Below are 18,778 nucleotides of genomic sequence, written 5' to 3'. Positions count from 1 at the left end.
TTTATTGGCTCCCCGGGAAGGACTTGAACCTCCGACCCGGTGATTAACAGTCACCTGCTCTACCGACTGAGCTACCGGGGAACACAAGGCCCGCTATGCTACGAACCCAGACCCCTGGCGTCAAGGACTAATCTCGACATTATGCGTGTTCGCCCTGGGCGAGGGCGCGCGGCGCGTTTTCGAGGAACCGCCGCAGACGGGTGACCGCTTCTCTTAGGATCTGGTCGCTCGTCGCATAGGAGAAGCGCAGGTGTCCCGGCGAACCGAAGGCCGAGCCGGGAACGGCGGCGATGCCGGTTCTTTCCAGAAGCGCCTCGGCAAGGGCCTGGTCGTCCGTGAGCCCCAGGTTCTTTAGGGTCTCGGTGACCTCCGGGAATAGGTAGAAAGTGCCGTCTGCGGGCCGGCAACGCAGACCCGGCATGGCCGCAAGCTCGGCGTGCAGCCAGTCATGGCGGGCCTTGAAGGCGGCGCACATGGGGGCGACAAGGATAGTCCCGCTCCGCAGGGCCGCCTCGGCTGCCGCCTGCGATACGGAGGCCGGATTCGACGTGCTCTGCGACTGGATCTTGGTCATGGCCTTAATGAGCTCGATGGGGCCCGCCGCGTAGCCTATACGCCAGCCCGTCATGGCGTAGGCCTTGGAGACGCCGTTTAGTACGATAGTGCGATCCAAGAGATCGGGGCAGACGTTTACGATGTTCGCGAAGGGCTCGCTGCCCCAGGCGATGTGCTCATACATATCGTCGCTGGCGATGAACACATGGGGGTAGCGGCGCAGTACCTCGCCCAGCGCGGCAAGCTCCGCGCGGGTATAGACGGCCCCGGTCGGGTTCGAGGGGCTGTTTAGGACGAAGAGTTTGGTTTTGAACGCAAGCGCCGCATCCAGGGCCTCGGGGGTGATCTTAAAGCCTTGCTTGAGCGTGGTCGGGACGATCACCGGTGAGGCGTCGGCCATGAGCACCATGTCGGCATAGGATACCCAGTAGGGCGCCGGAATGACGACCTCGTCCCCAGTGTCGAGGAGCGCCTGCGCGAGGTTGTAGAAGCTCTGTTTGCCGCCGACCGACACGAGGACGTGTGACGTGGTAAAATGCAGGTCGTTCTCGCGCGCGAATTTCTCGACCACGGCCGCTTTCAGTTCCGGCGTGCCGTCGACCGCGGTGTATTTGGTGAAGCCGGCGCGGATGGCGCGGATCGCCGCCTCCTTGATGAGGTCGGGTGTATCGAAGTCCGGTTCACCGGCGCCCAGGTCCAAGATATCCCGTCCCTCGGCTTTGAGGGCCTTGGCGCGAGCGGTGACGGCAAGGGTCGGCGAGGGCTTGATTCGGCCTACACGGGCCGATAATGTCAGTTTGGACAAGCAAGGAACCTTTTAGGGCGTTTACTCGCGCGTATATTACCCTGGATATCGATGCAACCAAAGCGGCACGCAGAGCGTCTTGAGATCGCAAGCCAGTACGCCCCGGCCGGCGATCAGCCGGCGGCGATCAAGGCCTTGGTGGAGGGCTTGCGGGCCGGGCTTGCCTTTCAGACCTTGCTTGGGGTGACAGGTTCCGGGAAGACCTTCACCGTGGCCAATGTAATCGCCGAGCTCCAGCGCCCGGCCTTGATCCTGGCACACAATAAGACGCTCGCCGCCCAGCTTTATTCGGAGATGCGCGACTTTTTTCCGCACAACGCCGTCGAGTATTTCGTCTCGTATTACGATTACTACCAGCCCGAGGCCTACGTCCCGGCGTCCGACACCTTCATCGAAAAGGACGCCGCGATCAACGAGCACATTGAGCAGATGCGCTTGTCGGCGACCAAGGCCCTCCTTGAGCGGCCGGATGCGATCATCGTGGGCACGGTGTCGGCCATCTACGGCTTGGGCGATCCCAGTGCCTACCACGCCATGATCCTGCATTTAAAGAAGGGCGCCATCTTCGATCAGCGCGCCATCTTGAAGCGTCTCTCGGAGATGCAGTACACCCGCAACGATGTGGAGTTGAAGCGCGGTACCTTTCGGGTGCATGGGGATGTCATAGACATCTTCCCCGCCGAGTCCGAACAATTGGCGGTGCGCGTGAGCCTGTTCGACGAGACGATAGAGGATCTCATGGAATTCGACCCGCTCACGGGAGATATCGTGAGCCGGCTCGGGCGCGCCACCGTCTACCCCAAATCCCACTACGTCACGCCGCGCGACACGGTCACAGGTGCGGTCGATCTGATCCGTGAGGAGTTGCGCGCGCGGCTTGAGGTCTTGAACGCGGCCAATAAACTCGTGGAGGCTCAGCGCTTGGCCGAGCGTACGCGCTTCGATCTCGAGATGATGAAGGAGCTCGGGTATTGCTCGGGGATCGAGAATTACTCCCGCTACCTGTCGGGGCGTAAGCCCGGCGAGCCGCCGCCGACCCTGATCGACTATCTCCCCAAGAACGCCTTGCTCATCGTCGACGAGAGCCATGTAACCATGCCGCAACTGGGCGGCATGTACCGCGGCGACCGCTCGCGTAAGGAGACTCTCGTCGAGTATGGCTTTCGGCTGCCGTCGGCGCTCGATAACAGGCCCTTAAAGCTCGAGGAGTTCGAGGCCATGATGCCGCAGACGATATTCGTGTCGGCGACCCCCGGCCCCTACGAGGCGGCGCGCTCGGCTACGGTGATTGAGCAGGTGGCGCGGCCCACCGGGCTTGTGGATCCGGAGGTCGAGGTGCGCCCGGTGGGCCGCCAAGTCGATGATCTGCTTGCCGAGGTCCGGCTACGCGCTTTGCGCGATGAGCGGGTGCTCGTGACGACGCTCACCAAGCGCATGGCCGAAGATCTAACCGAGTATCTCCACGAGCATGGTGTGCGGGTGCGCTATCTGCACTCGGATATCGACACGGTGGAGCGTGTCGAGATCATCCGCGACCTGCGTGCCGGGGCTTTTGATGTGTTGGTGGGCATCAATCTCCTGCGCGAGGGGCTCGATATCCCCGAGGTGTCGCTTGTGGCGATTCTGGATGCCGACAAGGAAGGATTCCTGCGGTCGACTCGCTCCCTGATCCAGACCATAGGCCGGGCGGCGCGTCATCTGAACGGCCGCGCGATCCTCTATGCCGATCGCATCACAGACTCCATGCGCGCCGCGATAGAAGAGACCGACCGCCGCCGGGAGAAGCAGACGCGTTTCAACGCGGAGCACGGCATCACGCCTCAAGGGGTGGTCAAGGCCGTGAAGGAGCTGATCGACGGGGTGCCGGGACGGGTCGCGCCGGGCTCCGCCCGGGGCCGCGAGGAGCGGGCGGAGAGTTTATCCCCTGAGGCCTTGGGCAAGCTCCTGAAGAAGCTTGAAAAGGATATGTACAACCATGCCCGCAGCCTGGAGTTCGAGCAGGCGGCGAAGCTCCGAGATCGCATCCAGGCCCTGCGGCGCGGGGCCTTGAAGCCGGGATCGGTCGAGCGCCTGGCCGACGGGTGAGCCGCCCCATGGGGACTCCGTGGTGTCGCTTTATGGGTCCACGGCACCGTCGATCGTGAAGATGATGCCGAATAGTGTTGTCATCGCTCATAGACCCCCCTTATACTGTGCGCCTCAGGGTAGGACAGCCCGTTGCGCCTGCAGGACAGGCCGTAGGCCTGTGATGTGAGCGGTGCCGTCATGCCGCTAGCAGGAACCCGCCGAAGCGACTCATCCGGGCTCGATGCCGGAGGGTGCGGTAGGAATCTCCCGCCATGAGCGCTGGAGAGGGCGTCCATTGAATGATAAGGTTCGCACCCCGAAGGCGCGTAGCTCAGTGGTAGAGCACTACCTTGACATGGTAGTGGTCGGTGGTTCGATCCCACTCGCGCCTACCAACTTTCATGAGATGTCGGCATAAAGGCCGACGGACGAGTAGCCGCAAAAGCCCATGCCTGTCATTACGCTCCCGGACGGAAGTCAGCGGACCTACGATCGGCCGGTGACGGTGGGCCAAGTGGCCGCCGATATCGGCGCGGGGCTCGCGCGTGCGGCGGTGGCCGGGCGCGTCGGCGATAAGTTGGTCGATACCTCCTATCCGATCGCCGCTGATGCGCGTCTTTCGATCGTGACCGACAAGGACCCGGAGGGGCTTGAGGTCGTGCGGCATTCGACCGCCCATCTCCTGGCGCACGCGGTCAAGACCTTGTACCCCGAGGCCCAGGTCACCATCGGGCCCGTGATCGGCGACGGGTTTTATTACGACTTCGCCTATGCGCCGGGTTTCAGTCCGGACGATCTGAAGCGCATCGAGGACAAGATGCGCGAGCTGGCCCGCCAGGACATACCGGTGGCGCGCGAGGTTGTGGCGCGCGAGCAGGCGATTGCCTTCTTCGAGGGGCTGGGTGAGGCCTATAAGGCCGAGATCATCCGCGATCTGCCGCAAGGCGAGACGATCTCCCTCTACCGCCAGGGTGACTTTGTGGATCTCTGTCGCGGTCCCCATGTCCCGGCGACGGGAAAACTCAAACATTTCAAGCTGATGCGGCTGGCGGGTGCCTATTGGCGCGGCGATTCGCGCAATCCCATGCTGCAGCGGGTCTATGGGACCGCCTTTGCGAGCCGCGAGGCCCTGGACGAGCACCTGCAGCATCTCGAGGAGGCTGAGCGACGGGATCACCGGCGTATCGGACGGGCCCTCGATCTCTTCCATGTCCAGGAAGAGGCGCCGGGCATGATCTTCTGGCACGATCACGGCCTGCGCATCTATCGGGCAATCGAGCAGTATATAAGACAGCTCCTGCAGGCCCATGGCTATCAGGAGGTCCGCACCCCGCTCATCATGGACAAGAGTCTCTGGGAGCGTTCGGGACATTGGGATAAGTTTGCCGACGGCATGTTCACGACCTCGTCGGAGAAACGCGAATACGCGGTCAAGCCCATGAACTGCCCGGGGCACGTGCAGATCTTTAACCAGGGCCTGAAGAGTTATCGCGACCTGCCGCTGCGCTTGGCGGAGTTCGGCTCCTGTCATCGCAACGAGCCCTCGGGTACCCTGCACGGCCTCTTGCGGCTGCGCAATTTTGTGCAGGACGACGCTCATATTTTCTGCGCCGAGACCGATATCCAGCCGGAGGTGAGCGCCTTCATCGATCTGCTCTACCGCGTCTACGCGGATTTCGGTTTCCAGGAGGTGCTCGTGAAGCTCTCGACCCGGCCGGCGCAGCGGGTCGGCAGTGAGGCGCAGTGGGACAAGGCCGAGGAGGCCCTGAGGCAGGCCTTGTTGACCAAGGGTCTGGCCTTTGAGCTGCAGCCGGGCGAAGGGGCGTTTTATGGCCCCAAGATCGAGTTCGCCCTGAAGGATAGTCTTGCGCGGGTGTGGCAGTGTGGTACGGTGCAGGTCGATTTTGCGATGCCCGAGCGCTTGGGCGCGAGTTTTGTGATGGCCGATGGCCACAAGGCGGTCCCGGTGATGCTGCATCGCGCCATCCTGGGCTCGCTCGAGCGCTTCATTGGGATACTAATCGAGGAGCATGCAGGGGCTCTGCCGCTGTGGCTGGCCCCGGTCCAGGCGGTGGTATTGCCCATCGCTGAGCGTCATGGATCGGTGGCGCGTGGCGCGGAGGAGAAACTGCGTGCCAGCGGCTGGCGCGTCGAGTCGGACTTGAGAAACGAAAAGATAGGCTTTAAAATCCGCGAGCATACCCTGCAGAAGGTCCCGTATTTGCTCGTCGTGGGCGACCGCGAGGCCGAGCAGGGTACGGTTTCGGTAAGAACCCGCGAAGGCGCAGACCTTGGTGGGATGAGTGTGGGGGCCCTCACTGCGCAGCTTGGCGCGGCGTTGGCCGGTCCTGAACGTGTGGAGGGGTAGGCTATCGCTTCGGAACGGGAAACGCGGCTCAACGGGCAGATTACCGCCCCGCGTATAAGGTTGATTGGCGCCGATGGATCGCAGGTCGGTATTGTAGCGAACGCAGATGCCCAGAAGATCGCCGTAGAGGCGGGCCTGGATCTGGTTGAGATATCGCCGAATGTTTCGCCTCCAGTCTGCCGTATCATGGATTACGGCAAGTTCCAGTACGAGGAAAGCAAACGCCGCCACGTTGCCAAGAAGAAGCAGAAGCAGATTCAGATCAAAGAGGTGAAGTTTCGCCCCGGGACCGATGTCGGAGACTACGAGGTCAAGGTGCGTAATCTCATTCGCTTCCTGGAAAACGGCGACAAGGCGAAGATTACCCTCAGGTTCCGGGGGCGCGAGATGGCCCATCAGGATCTCGGCATGGAGCTCTTGAAGCGAGTCGAAGGGGATTTATTGGAATATGGTACCGTCGAGCAGCGTCCGCGGCTCGAGGGCCGGCAGATGGTGATGGTTGTCAACCCGAAGAAGTAGGCGGGTCGAGATCCAGAGCCACAGGTGGTAGTAGGTGAACGACCGACTCAAGCCAGGCAAAAAGGCCAACAGGCTGCTTGAGCGGGACGATGACAAGAGCGCACAGCGCAGAGGACGATATGCCGAAGTTGAAAACAAACCGTGGGGCCGCGAAGCGATTCAAGAAGGGTGCGGGCGGCTTCAAGTGCCGCCATTCGCATTTGCGTCACATCCTGACCACCAAGAGCACGAAGCGTAAGCGCCATCTGCGCGCCGATCGCTTGGTCCATCCCTCGGATGTCGCGGGTGTCATCCGCATGCTTCCGTACGCTTAAGGAGGCCTATCCATGCCACGAGTCAAACGCGGTGTAACGGCCCGAGCCCGCCACAAAAAGGTCACAGCGCTCGCTAAGGGGTATAGGGGCGCGCGCAAGAATGTCTTCCGGGTCGCGAAGCAGGCGGTCGCCAAGGCCGGGCAGTACGCCTATCGCGATCGTCGCGACCGCAAGCGTCAATTTCGGGCCCTCTGGATTGTCCGTATCAATGCCGCAGCGCGCGAGTGCGGTCTGAGCTACAGCCGTTTCATGGACGGGCTGCGCAAGGCCTCGATCGTCATAGACCGCAAGGTGCTGGCGGATATCGCGGTCGCGGATAAGGCCGCGTTCGCGGCGCTCGCCGAGAAGGCCAAAGCCACGCTCACCGCCGCTTAAAGGGCGGGTTCCGGGATATGGACGAGCCGTTCGCAGAAAGGCTTGAGCGGCTCGAGCGCGAGGCCGAGGAGGGGCTTGCCGCAGCGTCGGATGTCGCGGCGCTCGAGACTTGGCGCGTGCGAGTCCTGGGCAAGAGCGGGGCGCTCACCGAAGAACTGAAGCGCATCGGCACCCTCGCCGCGGAAGAAAGGCCGCGCGCGGGGCAACTCGTCAATCAGATCAAGCGGCGCCTCGAGGAGGCGCTCGGCGTGCGGCGTGAGGGGCTCGAAGTTGCCTTGCAGGAGGCGCGCCTGGCGGCCGAGGCGGTCGATGTGACGCTGCCGGGACGCGGTCTCGGCTTAGGGGGCCTGCATCCGCTCACCAAGGCCCTGCGGCGTATTGAAGATATCTTCGCGGCGCTCGGTTTCAGCTGGACGGAAGGGCCTGAGGTCGAGGACGAGTTCCATAATTTCGAGGCCTTGAACATCCCCGCCCATCACCCGGCGCGGGCCATGCACGACACATTCTATCTGACGACCGGCGGGCTTTTGCGCACGCACACGTCGACTGTGCAGATTCGCTTCATGGAGGCCCACGAGCCACCGCTACGTATCATAGCGCCCGGGCGGGTCTATCGTTCGGACGCTCCCGATCCCACGCATAGCCCGGTGTTCCATCAGATCGAAGGTCTGGTGGTGGCCGAGGGCATCCACATGGGCCACCTGAAGGCGACCCTCAAGGCCTTCCTTGAGGCCTTCTTCGAGCGCCCGCTTGCGATGCGGCTGCGGCCTTCCTATTTTCCGTTCACGGAGCCCTCCGCCGAGGTGGATATCGGCTGCCTCCTCTGTGGCGGCCAGGGGTGCCGGGTTTGTAAGGGGACGGGGTTTATCGAGATCCTCGGTTGTGGGCTCGTGCACCCGGATGTGCTGGGGCGTATCGGGGTCGATGCCGAGCGGTTTACCGGTTTCGCCTTCGGTATGGGGGTCGAGCGCCTGCTTATGCTGAAAGACGGGGTGCCGGATGTCCGGCTTTTTTATGAGAATGATCTGCGTTTCTTGAGGAGCCTGCGATAAGCCCGTGCGTATAGGCAAACAGTGGCTGAGTGACTGGCTGGATTCGCGCTTGCCCTTCGAGGCGCTGGCCGCGGTCTTGACCCGCGGCGGCTTCGAGGTCGAGGGCGCCGGTATCGCGGGGCCCATGCTTCCGGGGGTCGTGGTGGCGCGCATCATGGCCACTACGCCGCACCCCAATGCGGAGCGCTTGCGGGTCTGCGAGGTGGAGGCAGGCGGCGAGCGGCGTACAGTCGTATGCGGCGCGCCCAACGCGCGCGTGGGTCTCAAGGCGCCGCTTGCGCTGCCAGGTGCGGTGCTCGGGGATCGGACCATCGCCGAGACCGAGCTGCGCGGTGTGCGATCCCAAGGGATGTTGTGCTCGGGCGGCGAACTGGGGCTGTCCGCCACCGAAGGCCTGTGGGAGTTGCCGGCCGACGCCCCGGTGGGTGTCGCGCTCGCGGACTATTTCCGGTTCGCGGATCCCTATCTGGATGTGGCGGTCACACCGAACCGCGGCGATTGTCTGAGCGTCAAGGGCATGGCGCGTGAGATCGCGGCGCTCACCGACGGCCGTTACCGGGCCCCGCGGGCCCGGGCTCTGAAGACGAGCGGGGTCACCCCGCGCGTGGCTGTGCAGGACCCGTCACGGTGTCCGCGGTATTGCGCGCGGCTTGTGAGTGGCTTGGAACCGGCGGCCACGAGCCCCGGATGGCTCGTCGAGTGTCTTCGCTTGAGTGGGACCTCCGCGCGCCAGGCAGTCGTGGATGTCACCAATTATATTCTGTTTGATCTCGGCCAACCCCTGCATGCCTTCGATGCGGCGTTGATACGCGGCGACGTGGCAGTGCGGCTTGCACGCCCAGGCGAGGAGATTGCACTGCTCGATGGCCAGACGTGCGCCCTGCAGGCTACGGATCTCATCATCGCCGACGACGAGGGCCCGCTTGCCATCGCCGGCGTCATGGGGGGGCTGCGCGCGGCCGTGGGCCCTACCACGCGTAGCATCCTGCTCGAGGCGGCACACTTTCGTCCCGACACCCTCTCGCAGACCGCGCGGCGCCTGGGGCTTACCACTGAGGCTGCCCTGCGCTTCGAGCGCGGTGTCGACCCTGAGCTCTGCGGGCTTGCCCTCGAGCGCGCCACGGCCCTGATTTTGAAGATCGCAGGCGGAGTCGCCAGTCCGGCCGCCGAACATCGCATGCCCGACTATTGGCCGCGCCGCGAACCGATCCGCCTGCGCCTGGAGCGCGTACGCCAGCTGCTCGGCGTGGCGGTACCGCGGGCCCGGGTCGCGCGCCTCCTGAAGGGCCTGGGGATGACGGTGGCGGCTTCGCATGGGGGCTTGCTCGTAACGGCGCCGTCTTTCCGGTTCGATGTGCGTGGCGAGATCGATCTCATCGAGGAGGTTGCGCGTCTTCTTGGTTACGACGAGATTCCGACGGTCGAGCTCCCGTATACCCCGGGGGCGGCGCGGTCTGCGCCTTCGGGACGGCGTCGCGCCGCCGATTTGCTCGTGGACCGTGATTATCAGGAGGCCATGACCTTCAGTTTGGTCGATCCAGGGGAGCAGGCGCAGCTAGGGGTCTCCTCGAGCCTCGCCCTGCGTAACCCCCTGGCCGGCCCCTGGTCGGAGCTGCGTGCCAGTCTCGTTCCCGGCTTGCTCGCCACCGCGCTCCACAATCGCCGGCGCCAACAGGGGCGGGTGCGGCTTTTTGAGATCGGGACCTGCTTTACGGCCGATCCCGCAGGGGTCGGCGTGCGCGAGGAGATGAAGATTGCAGGCCTTGCCTTGGGCTCGGCCCTGCCTGAACAATGGGGGGCGCCGGCGCGGCCGGTGGACTTCTTCGACGTCAAAGGCGATGTCGAGGCCCTGTGCGCGCTGGTCGGGCAGACGGCTCGAGTAAGCCCGGACGGGGCCGCGCCGTTTCTGCAAAAGGGCCTGGGCGCGGCGATCACCGTCGCCGGGCACCATGTGGGCTTTGTGGGCGGTCTCGCGGCTGGACATCGCGAACGGCTCGGTTTCGAGGAGCCGGTGTTCGTCTTCGAGCTATCGGCATCCCTTTTTGAGGCGCAGGCTGCAGGCGGCGCGGTTGAGCCGCCACGCTTCCCGTCGGTGCGCCGCGATCTGGCCGTGGTGGTGCCGGCTACGACAGCTGCCGGGGACGTCTTGGATACCGTTCGTCGGAGCGCCGGGGCCCTTCTGCGGGGGCTCGTTGTGTTTGATGTGTATCATGGCAAAGGTCTTGATTTAGGAAAGAAAAGTTTGGCGTTGGGCTTGACCTTGCAGGACTTCTCGCGCACTCTTACGGATGAGGTTGTAGAAGGGCTTGTGGCGCGCGTTGTGGAGTCGCTCGCGACCACTTACGGAGCCGTGCTCCGACAATAAGAAAAACCGATTACGTCAAGGGAAGGCACCATGGCACTGACGAAGGCGGACCTCGCGGAAGCGTTGTTCCTTGAGCTTGGGCTGAATAAGCGCGAGGCCAAGGATTTTGTCGAGCTCTTTTTCGAGAAGATCTGCGAGACCCTAGGCCAGGGGGAGACAGTGAAGTTGTCGGGATTCGGGAATTTCGATATCCGGAAGAAGGGTCGCAGGCCGGGACGCAATCCCAAGACCGGCGAAGAGATTCCCATCGCCGAGCGTCGCGTGGTGACCTTCCGCGCCAGTCATAAGCTGAAAGAGCGGGTCGACGGCCATGCTCGATCCGGGGGATAACAGCGAACTACCCCCGATTCCGGGGAAGCGCTACTTCACTATCAGTGAGGTAAGCGAGCTCTGCCGGGTCAAGCCACACGTCCTGCGTTATTGGGAGCAGGAATTTCCGAAGTTGCAGTCGGTGAAGCGGCGCGGTAACCGCCGCTACTATCAACATCACGACGTCCATGTCATTCGCGAGATCCGCAGCCTCCTTTATATCGAAGGCTTCACCATAAGCGGGGCGCGCAATCGCCTTACGCAGGAAGCGGAACCGGCACGCGAGGGGCGCGCCGAGGCGCTTGCCTTGCTCGCCGAAGGGCTCGAGGAAATACGCCAACTTTTGACACCGGACCCGGGTCCTCCCTAGAATCGCGGGGGGAGGTGGCTTATGCCCCGTTACAGCGATCTCGTCACACCAGCCCTCGTGGCTGCGCATTTAAACGACCCCACATGGGTCATTCTCGATTGCCGTTTTATCTTGAGCGCACCTGAGGCCGGGCTTGCGGCCTACCGCGAGGGGCACATACCGGGCGCGCGCTATGCCGATCTGGAGCGCCACCTCTCGGGCCCGCGTGGCGCGCGTTCCGGACGCCATCCCTTGCCGCCTCTGGAGGCCTTCACCGAGACTTTGAAGGGGTTTGGGATCGGTCCGGCGACACAAGTCGTGGCCTACGACGAGGAGACCTCGGTGTACGCGAGCCGTCTCTGGTGGCTCTTGCGCGTTTGGTGGGGGCATGAGGCGGTGGCGGTGCTCGATGGCGGGCTTGCCGCTTGGTGTTCCGAGGAGCACCCGCTCACGACCGTGGTGCCGTCCGTTCCCGCGCAGGCCCCTTATCCTCGACCGTCCGGGCTCGCCGAAGGCGGCTGGCTCAATGACGCCGATGTCGAGGCGGTGGTGGCCAATGGACATCGGCTGCTGGTGGACGCCCGGGGCGTGGCGCGTTACCGGGGTACCACGGAACCGCTCGATCCCGTTGCCGGGCATATCCCCGGCGCGCGCAACCGGCCTTTCGAGCAAAATCTCCGCGCGGACCGTACTTTCCGTTCGCCGGAGGAGCTGCGCCGGGATTACCTGGCGGTGCTGGATGGCCGGCCGGCGGCGGAGATCGTCCATTACTGCGGTTCCGGGGTATCAGCCTGCCACAATGTGCTGGCCATGGCGCGGGCGGGCCTCGGGCTTACGGCCTTGTATCCGGGCTCGTGGAGCGCGTGGGTGAGCGATCCGGCGCGGCCGGTGGCGACCGGAGACGAGGGGGCCTAGGAGGCCCCGGCTGCCTGTCACGATAGGCGATTCGGGAGAAACGTATTCCCCGGGGGATGGCTTGGGCGTGGGGACGAGGTCTTGTCATGGGCCGCGCCATTCCTTCCGGGCATTCATGTGAGGCGTGCTATGAAACTCTACGATCTCGAGCGATCCGGCAATTGTTACAAGATCCGCCTGCTGCTGGCTTTTCTTGGACGGGACTACGAGCGCGTGCCGGTGGCCCTCGACGAGGGCGCGCAGCGCAACCCCGAGTTCCTGCGCTTGAATCCTCGCGGCCAGATCCCCGTGCTGATCACAGACGAGGGCGAGGCGATCTGGGACTCGACGGCCATTCTCGTGTATCTCGCGCGGCGCTACGGTGGGGAACGGTGGCTGCCTGGGGATCCCCTAGGCATGGCGCGGGTCATGCAGTGGCTGGCGCTCGAACAGAATGAGGGGCGTTACGGCACGGCGCGGGCGCGGGTCATCGGCTTGAACATCAAAAGCGGACTGGGCCAGACCGGAACCCTGGAAGAATCGCGCCGCATGGCCGAGGCGGCGTTTGCGGCCCTCGAGGGGCGTCTGACGGATCATGCCTGGCTTGCCGCGGATCATCCGACTATCGCCGACATCGCCTGTTACCCCTACACCGCGCTCTTCCCGGAGAGTGGTTTCCCTCTCGATGGCTATCCGGCGATCCACGCCTGGTTTCGGCGCCTCGAGGAGTGGCCCGGTTATATCGCCGTGCCGAGACGGCCCGCCCCGCGATCCTGAACGCGGGGTCTTAAGTCTCGGTCCGCGGGCCGTACCGCTTGCCATCGTGTGCGGCCGCGCGCCCGTCAGGGACAAGGCCCGCCGCTACGACCTCTTTTTCGGAGATCGACCAGAGGGCGAGCGTGGCTAAGGTGGTGCTTAGGATCTGCGCGTCGATATACGCCTGGTGGGCGTGATAGTGCACGATATCGTGATCGAGGGTACGGAAGCGGGCCGCGATCTGGCCTACCGCCGAGACAAGTCGTGCCGAGAGCACAAGCGACCCAAACAGGAGGCCGATCAGGTGCAGCGGCGCGGGCAGGGACCCGGCGAGGTGCCAGAGCGCGAAGGCGCCGAGGAGGACCATGCCCGTTTCGCCCAGGCCAATGACCCCCTCGCGCAGCCAGAAGCGGCGGCGCCATTCCTGCGTTCCCGGGGTGTCGGCCGCCACGGTCGCGCGGCACTTCTCGAACTGAAAACGGACGGCCCGTGCAGGCGCAAGGCTTTGGCGCATATCATCCCTCCCGCCGAGCGGCGTCTTCTCTCTATCCTTAGAATACGGGCCTGGCCACGCCATCGCCCGTGAAGCCCGAGTGTACCTCGCCAACGGCCGCGCGCGGGCCAGCCCCTGAAGGCGGGGGCGGGCGGCGTGCCCACACCCTCGCCCGGAGCCTAAGCCTTGGGCGGGCTCCCGCGCATCGGGCCCCTGGCCGGGCCCTTGGTGTCCGGGCGGGCGGCCTAGCGTTAGAGGGGCGCTCTGCGCCGTGGCGGCGCGGATCGCCCTCGTGTACCTTAGCGCGCTTTGAGCGGCACTGCGAGATCGGGGCTTTGAGGTAAGGGGGAGGCATGAAGATATTGGTCACGGGCGGCACCGGGTATATCGGTTCGCATACCGCGCTCTGCCTCATGGAGGCGGGCCATGACGTGGTCCTTTGGGACAATCTATCAAACAGCCGCGCCGCGGTCGTGGACCGCATGGCCATGATCGCGGGCACCCGGCCCGCCTTCGTGCAAGGCGACGTGCGTGACGCCACGGCCCTGGACCGTCTCTTGGGCGACCAGTCCTTCGACGGCGTGGTCCATTTCGCGGGTCTTAAGGCGGTGGGGGAGTCGGTCGAGAAGCCGCTTCTCTACTACGAAAACAATGTCCAGGGAACGGTGACGCTCCTGCGGGCCATGCAGAAGGCCGGCGTGAAGACTTTTGTGTTCTCCTCCTCGGCGACCGTTTACGGGAACCCGGCGAAGGTCCCCATACGCGAAGACTTCCCGCGCGCAGCCACCAACGCCTACGGACGCTCCAAGATCATGATCGAGGACGTGTTAGCGGATATGGTCGCCGCCGATGCGCATTGGCGGATCGCCCGGCTACGCTACTTCAATCCCGTCGGCGCCCATGAAAGCGGTCTCATGGGAGAGGACCCGCAGGACGTCCCCAATAATCTCATGCCCTATATCTGTCAGGTCGCTGTCGGCCGACGGCCGCTTTTGCGGATATTTGGCGCCGACTATGACACGCCGGACGGCACCGGCGTGCGCGACTATATCCATGTCGTCGATCTGGCAGAGGGGCATGTGGCGGCGCTGCATTACCTTGCGGCCCATGAGGGCATGCTGACTGTGAACTTTGGGACCGGCCGCGGCTACTCGGTGCTGGAAATGGTGGCAGCCTTCGGGCGCGCGTGTGGGCGGCCGATCCCCTACAGTATCGAGGCGCGCAGGCCTGGCGACATCGCGCAGTGTTACGCGGATCCAGAGGCTGCCCATCGGCTGCTCGGGTGGCGGGCGGCCTATGATCTCGATCGGATGTGCGCCGATGCGTGGCGCTGGCAAGAGCGCAATCCGGAGGGTTATCGGGCATCCTGAAATCCGGGGTCGCACGAAGGCCGCAACAGAAGACCCGCGTTGCGCCCCCGATCTCGTAAGCACAGGATGGTGTGACGCAAAGGGGGCGCGTCGGCGAGCGAAAAATAAGGCCTTGTTCGTTGCACGCGCCCCGGTTGTGCCAGTTTAAGATCTGGTTCCACACAAACCGAGCGCACCCAAACGTCTTGGCAAGCAATTCTGCCTCTTTAATCGCCGGGTAGGCTCTGTATTTGTGGGAGCAAGGCACTATAGTTTGCCGTTACAGGGCGCGCTGTGTCGTTTGTAAAGAGTCAACTGCGCGCCTTATGTCCCCGGCCTGAAGGCCGCGGTGTTTACGGCGCTTCCAGATCAAAGCGTCTTTGCTAGTAACGTCAACGAGTGGAGGCCAACTTGGCAGCCTGTCTTCTCATTCCGCTCAATACGGCTTCTGCCATATCCATGGGAAAGTCCTCCGGCAACAATTTGCGCACTTCACCGATCACGGATGCCGTGGACCCAATAACTTCTTCGATCAATTGCTCTGCCGCCGCAGCCCCGAGCCCGACTTTCTGCGCTTGCGCAATCCAGTGCCGTCGCTGAATTTTATCAATTAGGTAATAATTGGTACTGCCCCGCACAGCCATGGCAAGTCTGGCCTTATGCGGGGAAATCTGATTTTCTCCTTTCCCTGTCACGGGATGGGCAGAAAGCACGTCGTAGATCGGCGTGGCGCGGTAGCGACCACCGGAGAGATGGGCGATACTGAAGTTCTTCGCGTGACCATCGGTGGCCGCCAGTACCCAGAAAATGATTTGGGTTTTGAAGAAGTTATGCCGGTCCTGTTCGGCATAGTCCGACCCGAGAAGCAAGTTCATGATGTGAGAAATACCTGGGCCGCCGTCTGACTGATATTTACGCAGCGGCGATGTGCCCGTTGCCTGACACACGTCTTCCTGGGGAAGACGGATGATCCAACTTCCATCGCTTGATGGGGTGCGGTCGAATCGTTCGACGACGAGGGCTTTCTGGTCTTCGAAATGCGCGATTTCGCACCGCGCGATGGGAATTTGGTAGGCCGCCATGATTTTAGAGCACAACCACTCGTTCTCCACCGAGGTGCGCATGTCGGCATGCATGTGGCCGACCAAGCCCAATGGCAATTTGAGGATGTGCGTTGTCGGGGTACTCCCATGAGGCCGAAGCCATTGGCCCTCAAGGCGCAATAGGGCAGTTTTCTCCTGCGCCCCCGCGATGGACAGCCTCAGATCCTCATCGTGATCATGTTGCCCCAAAGCTTGATCCGATGTGGTGTTGCGTAGTCGTTGAGCGACCCCTGCGATATTCAACGCCTCGCCGTTGATTTCATATATATCCGACGGCGCCTCATCTTCGAGAAGGAGTTGTATGGCACCAACGCAGTCTCGGCCCAGTTTTGCCAGCAGTTGAAAGGCATCAGTGCCTCCTGCTTGGTGGCGTCGCGCCAGACGACGGCGAATGGTATCGCTGTCGGGCAGAAGGTTGTCGAAATAATCAGTAACGACCTGCCCTTGGTAGGGTGCATTACCCGGCAAAAAGGGGAGCGATAAGGACAAGGGGCGAGACTGCTCGTCCGTGAGCCATTCGTCAAAGTAAGCAAGGCGTTCGCCTTGTCGAGTTGTGTCCCAGCAGCCAACAGGAATGCCGTTCATCCAGATATTCAGCCTTGTTGTCCGTGCGCTGCGACCCATGGTTACCAGCTTTCTTTCTTTCTTTTTGGGCGAGCCATACGGCCCGCTTTGACAACGGCTGTCGAATTTACCCGCCTGATGGTCAAAGCACGGAGTGTCTTGCGGGGCTTCTGGCCGGTAGCCTTGACCCTAGAGGGGCATTTATTGGTGACCTTGACGGAAGGCGCGGCACCCTTGCTGGTAGCGGGAGAAGTTGGATCCAGCAAAATTTCAACATCCAGCATGCGCAGCACCATGAAAAGCCTCTCAAGTGTCGCTGTCGCCAGATGGGCTTCAAAGTAGGCATAACTTTGCTGAGTGATTCCCAGCCTTTCGGCCATGGCTGCTTGAGTCAGCCCTTTTCCCTTGCGAAAGCCCTTGAGGACCAGAGGGATCTGGCTGAGAGTCTTGATGGGATAAATCACTTTTGCCCCCCGTTCGGAAGTCCCACGACAATATACATTATAGACCTTAAATCGCATTAACAGCTCTTAGTCTGTATATTAAATTTACATAGTACGAGATGTAAATCGCATCAACAGCTCATACTATGTATTGTCTCTATCTTGCCGACCCATCGGCACTCCCCTTTTTTGCATTCATCCGCCCTCCAGATCCGCCCATACCCTACGGCCGCTAGGTAACCCACACCGGTCGCGCGCGGCGTACCGAGCCTCAGACCATTTTGGCCGACAACCAGACGGTTTATGCGACCGTTCTGGCCGTCAGTCAGCGCGATAAAGCACTACAGGACATTTAAACGAAAGTCCACCTACACTGCCTGTGTGACTTCCCTTTGGTTGGGGCCCGGTGTGGCCGCCCTCAGGGAAACCTTGCATGGGATCGACGCCACGATCGAGGGCGATCAACCCCTGGTTCTTGGTCTCCGTGCCCTCCATGACGACCAGCGCCCGATCTTATGCAAGAGCGCGACCAAGTGCGGGAGGAGCTTGCGCACGCGTCGCTTCTCGATGCCTTGTTCGATGAGCGAGCGGTCGAGTTTTAGGGACTCCGGAGACAGATTTCGGCGGCGATCAAAGTGCGAGCGGCGGGATCCGAAGTCGTTTATGGCGGTCAGGCCGCTGCGGCTTCGAAGGCGGCTAGCGGGACCATGGTTGCAGCATGAAGGTCTGATATTCGACCGCCTCCATGTCGCGATCGAGCCACGCCAGTCCTACGAGGACCGTTATCAGCAACGAGACTGAGAAACCATAACCATAGTAGTAAAGCCCGAGGTAGGTGCTCGCCAGCGAGAGCCCGAGGTTCAGGGCAAGGAAGATCGCAGCCAGCCCCACCGCGCGCGATCGGCGATCGAGATAGAAGAAAATGTTGAGGATGCCCATGAGCGCCACCTGAAGCCCCGCGCCGACCACATCGATCTTGAAGAGCGGGACATAGAGGAGCGAAATCCCAAGAGACCGCAAGACCGAAGGTCCGATCACGAAGGCAAGAATTGTGGTGAGTGACTGGACCTTGATGATGTCGAAGATGCCGCCCTTGGCACTCGTCACCATGCCGTTGCGCATATTGCGTATATAGGAAAGGCTCCCGCCTTCGCGGACGCCTTCGTAGAAGCGGTCGTAATACTCGACGAAATCGGTCTCGACGCGCATGAGAAACACGGCCATGCCGGGGATGATGGAGAGATAGGCCAGGAAGATGGGGAGGTCATATACAGCCGATGCCCGCAGGGGGCCTATCACGTGTTGGCTTGTGGTGGGCGTGAACCAGAACACGGCCTTGTCGGCCCAGATGGCGGCGTTGTACAAGAGGCCGCAGGCGAGTAGCGAGGGATACATGCGTCCGCGCTTCAGAAAGTCGAAGGCGAGGAAGTCCGGAGAGGGGTAGTCGCGGTAGACGGCGGCGAGGAGGCCCGCGAACAACAGGCTCTGCCCCAACAGGAAGGCGAATAGCAGTCCGACGAGCCCGTAGGGGCGTAGCAGCAGCCCGACGCCGAGCGCCGTCGCGTAGGCGGCGGCGAAACTCGCGAGGATGGCGTGATAGTGCTTGAGCCCGGTCAACATGACCGCTACCACCCACACGCCGGTCAGGAGCGAAAAGAGCGCTATCATCAGCAGCCGATAGACGAGGCCGGTACCCGTGAACAGGAAGAAACCGATCGCCACCGCCACCACGAGCGCGCTGCCCATGGCGACGATCAAAAGCCCGTTCAGATTGGGGAGCACGCGGTCGTGTTCGCGCGCGAACACCCGGTCGGCGACGTAGCGCGTGAAGGCGAGCTGCCAGAGTCCCCCGAATATCAGACTTACGGCGATCAGGTAGGTGACCGACGTCTGAAACTCGCTTATGAGGCGGGGTGGGAAGACGTGGTGCATGCTAAGGAATCCAAGCAGGATGACCCCAAGGATGGAGATCACCCACGGGCCTGCACCTATGATGCCGGCGTAGGAGTAGGCGCGCACGACACCCAGGTAATCGTTGTGCCGCATGAGCTTGCGGAGCTCGAAGCCTATGCCTGCCATAACCTGCGCCTCTTCGTGT

At 62.7% G+C, this 18,778-nt stretch carries 17 protein-coding genes, 2 tRNA genes and 1 pseudogene; 13 read left to right on the top strand and 7 right to left on the bottom strand.

All coding sequences use genetic code 11. The annotated features are described in order from the left end of the window. Window positions 1-5: 5 nt before the first annotated feature. Window positions 6-81 (bottom strand) — tRNA-Asn (locus tag ACYCTF_RS09545). A 58-nt stretch (window positions 82-139) separates the two neighbouring features. Continuing rightward, window positions 140-1,360, bottom strand: a complete 1,221-nt coding sequence (locus ACYCTF_RS09540; protein ID WP_461282679.1) for a pyridoxal phosphate-dependent aminotransferase — start codon at window positions 1,358-1,360, stop codon at window positions 140-142. A 51-nt stretch (window positions 1,361-1,411) separates the two neighbouring features. Between ACYCTF_RS09540 and uvrB the strand changes: the two genes are divergently transcribed. The 12 genes from uvrB to ACYCTF_RS09480 all read left to right on the top strand — a co-directional run bounded on the left by uvrB (window position 1,412) and on the right by ACYCTF_RS09480 (window position 12,749). Continuing rightward, a complete protein-coding gene (uvrB, locus tag ACYCTF_RS09535; RefSeq protein ID WP_461282678.1) occupies window positions 1,412-3,445 on the top strand; it encodes an excinuclease ABC subunit UvrB in 2,034 nt (677 codons plus the stop codon). Window positions 3,446-3,747: 302 nt separating this feature from the next. Continuing rightward, a tRNA-Val gene (locus ACYCTF_RS09530) sits at window positions 3,748-3,822 on the top strand. A 53-nt stretch (window positions 3,823-3,875) separates the two neighbouring features. Beyond that, complete coding sequence (thrS, locus tag ACYCTF_RS09525) at window positions 3,876-5,795, top strand: threonine--tRNA ligase (protein WP_461282677.1); 1,920 nt, start codon at window positions 3,876-3,878, stop codon at window positions 5,793-5,795. A gap of 3 nt (window positions 5,796-5,798) precedes the next feature. Next, a complete protein-coding gene (gene infC, locus ACYCTF_RS09520) occupies window positions 5,799-6,314 on the top strand; it encodes a translation initiation factor IF-3 (RefSeq protein WP_461282704.1) in 516 nt (171 codons plus the stop codon). A gap of 119 nt (window positions 6,315-6,433) precedes the next feature. After that, window positions 6,434-6,628: a 50S ribosomal protein L35 gene (gene rpmI, locus ACYCTF_RS09515; protein ID WP_461282676.1), complete on the top strand. Its 195-nt coding sequence runs from the start codon at window positions 6,434-6,436 to the stop codon at window positions 6,626-6,628. A 12-nt stretch (window positions 6,629-6,640) separates the two neighbouring features. Continuing rightward, complete coding sequence (gene rplT / locus ACYCTF_RS09510) at window positions 6,641-7,003, top strand: 50S ribosomal protein L20 (RefSeq protein WP_461282675.1); 363 nt, start codon at window positions 6,641-6,643, stop codon at window positions 7,001-7,003. Between the two features lie 17 nt (window positions 7,004-7,020). Then, entirely contained in the window at window positions 7,021-8,055 is a 1,035-nt protein-coding gene (gene pheS / locus ACYCTF_RS09505; RefSeq protein WP_461282674.1) for a phenylalanine--tRNA ligase subunit alpha, read from the top strand. A 4-nt stretch (window positions 8,056-8,059) separates the two neighbouring features. Continuing rightward, entirely contained in the window at window positions 8,060-10,420 is a 2,361-nt protein-coding gene (gene pheT, locus ACYCTF_RS09500) for a phenylalanine--tRNA ligase subunit beta (protein WP_461284806.1), read from the top strand. Between the two features lie 30 nt (window positions 10,421-10,450). Beyond that, window positions 10,451-10,750, top strand: a complete 300-nt coding sequence (locus ACYCTF_RS09495; RefSeq protein ID WP_461282672.1) for an integration host factor subunit alpha — start codon at window positions 10,451-10,453, stop codon at window positions 10,748-10,750. Then, a complete protein-coding gene (locus tag ACYCTF_RS09490) occupies window positions 10,731-11,099 on the top strand; it encodes a MerR family transcriptional regulator (RefSeq protein ID WP_461282671.1) in 369 nt (122 codons plus the stop codon). Before ACYCTF_RS09495 ends, ACYCTF_RS09490 begins: the two co-directional genes overlap by 20 nt. Window positions 11,100-11,120: 21 nt before the next feature. After that, a complete protein-coding gene (locus ACYCTF_RS09485) occupies window positions 11,121-11,993 on the top strand; it encodes a sulfurtransferase (RefSeq protein ID WP_461282670.1) in 873 nt (290 codons plus the stop codon). A gap of 129 nt (window positions 11,994-12,122) precedes the next feature. After that, on the top strand, window positions 12,123-12,749 hold the full coding sequence (locus ACYCTF_RS09480) for a glutathione S-transferase family protein (protein WP_461282669.1): 627 nt from the start codon (window positions 12,123-12,125) through the stop codon (window positions 12,747-12,749). A gap of 10 nt (window positions 12,750-12,759) precedes the next feature. On the opposite strand, the gene ACYCTF_RS09475 is transcribed toward ACYCTF_RS09480, so the two are convergent. Next, on the bottom strand, window positions 12,760-13,242 hold the full coding sequence (locus tag ACYCTF_RS09475) for a hypothetical protein (RefSeq protein ID WP_461282668.1): 483 nt from the start codon (window positions 13,240-13,242) through the stop codon (window positions 12,760-12,762). A gap of 332 nt (window positions 13,243-13,574) precedes the next feature. Here ACYCTF_RS09475 and galE point away from each other — a divergent pair, with 332 nt between their 5' ends. Continuing rightward, window positions 13,575-14,591: a UDP-glucose 4-epimerase GalE gene (galE, locus tag ACYCTF_RS09470; RefSeq protein WP_461282667.1), complete on the top strand. Its 1,017-nt coding sequence runs from the start codon at window positions 13,575-13,577 to the stop codon at window positions 14,589-14,591. Between the two features lie 154 nt (window positions 14,592-14,745). Here the strand turns inward: galE and ACYCTF_RS09465 are convergent. From ACYCTF_RS09465 to pelG, 4 genes and pseudogenes are all read right to left on the bottom strand, one after another. Next, window positions 14,746-14,838: pseudogene (locus ACYCTF_RS09465) on the bottom strand (helix-turn-helix domain-containing protein); the annotation flags it as partial. Between the two features lie 124 nt (window positions 14,839-14,962). Further along, window positions 14,963-16,297: a type II toxin-antitoxin system HipA family toxin gene (locus ACYCTF_RS09460; protein WP_461284805.1), complete on the bottom strand. Its 1,335-nt coding sequence runs from the start codon at window positions 16,295-16,297 to the stop codon at window positions 14,963-14,965. Window positions 16,298-16,299: 2 nt separating this feature from the next. Continuing rightward, window positions 16,300-16,701 (bottom strand): helix-turn-helix domain-containing protein, encoded by a 402-nt coding sequence (locus tag ACYCTF_RS09455; protein WP_461282665.1) that lies wholly within the window; start codon window positions 16,699-16,701, stop codon window positions 16,300-16,302. 675 nt (window positions 16,702-17,376) lie between these two features. Further along, complete coding sequence (gene pelG / locus ACYCTF_RS09450) at window positions 17,377-18,759, bottom strand: exopolysaccharide Pel transporter PelG (RefSeq protein ID WP_461282664.1); 1,383 nt, start codon at window positions 18,757-18,759, stop codon at window positions 17,377-17,379. Window positions 18,760-18,778 lie beyond the last annotated feature (19 nt).

The organism is Acidiferrobacter sp., from assembly GCF_054609335.1.
Note: the sequence above shows the minus strand (reverse complement) of the source record. Positions and strands in the feature narration are given on the sequence as shown.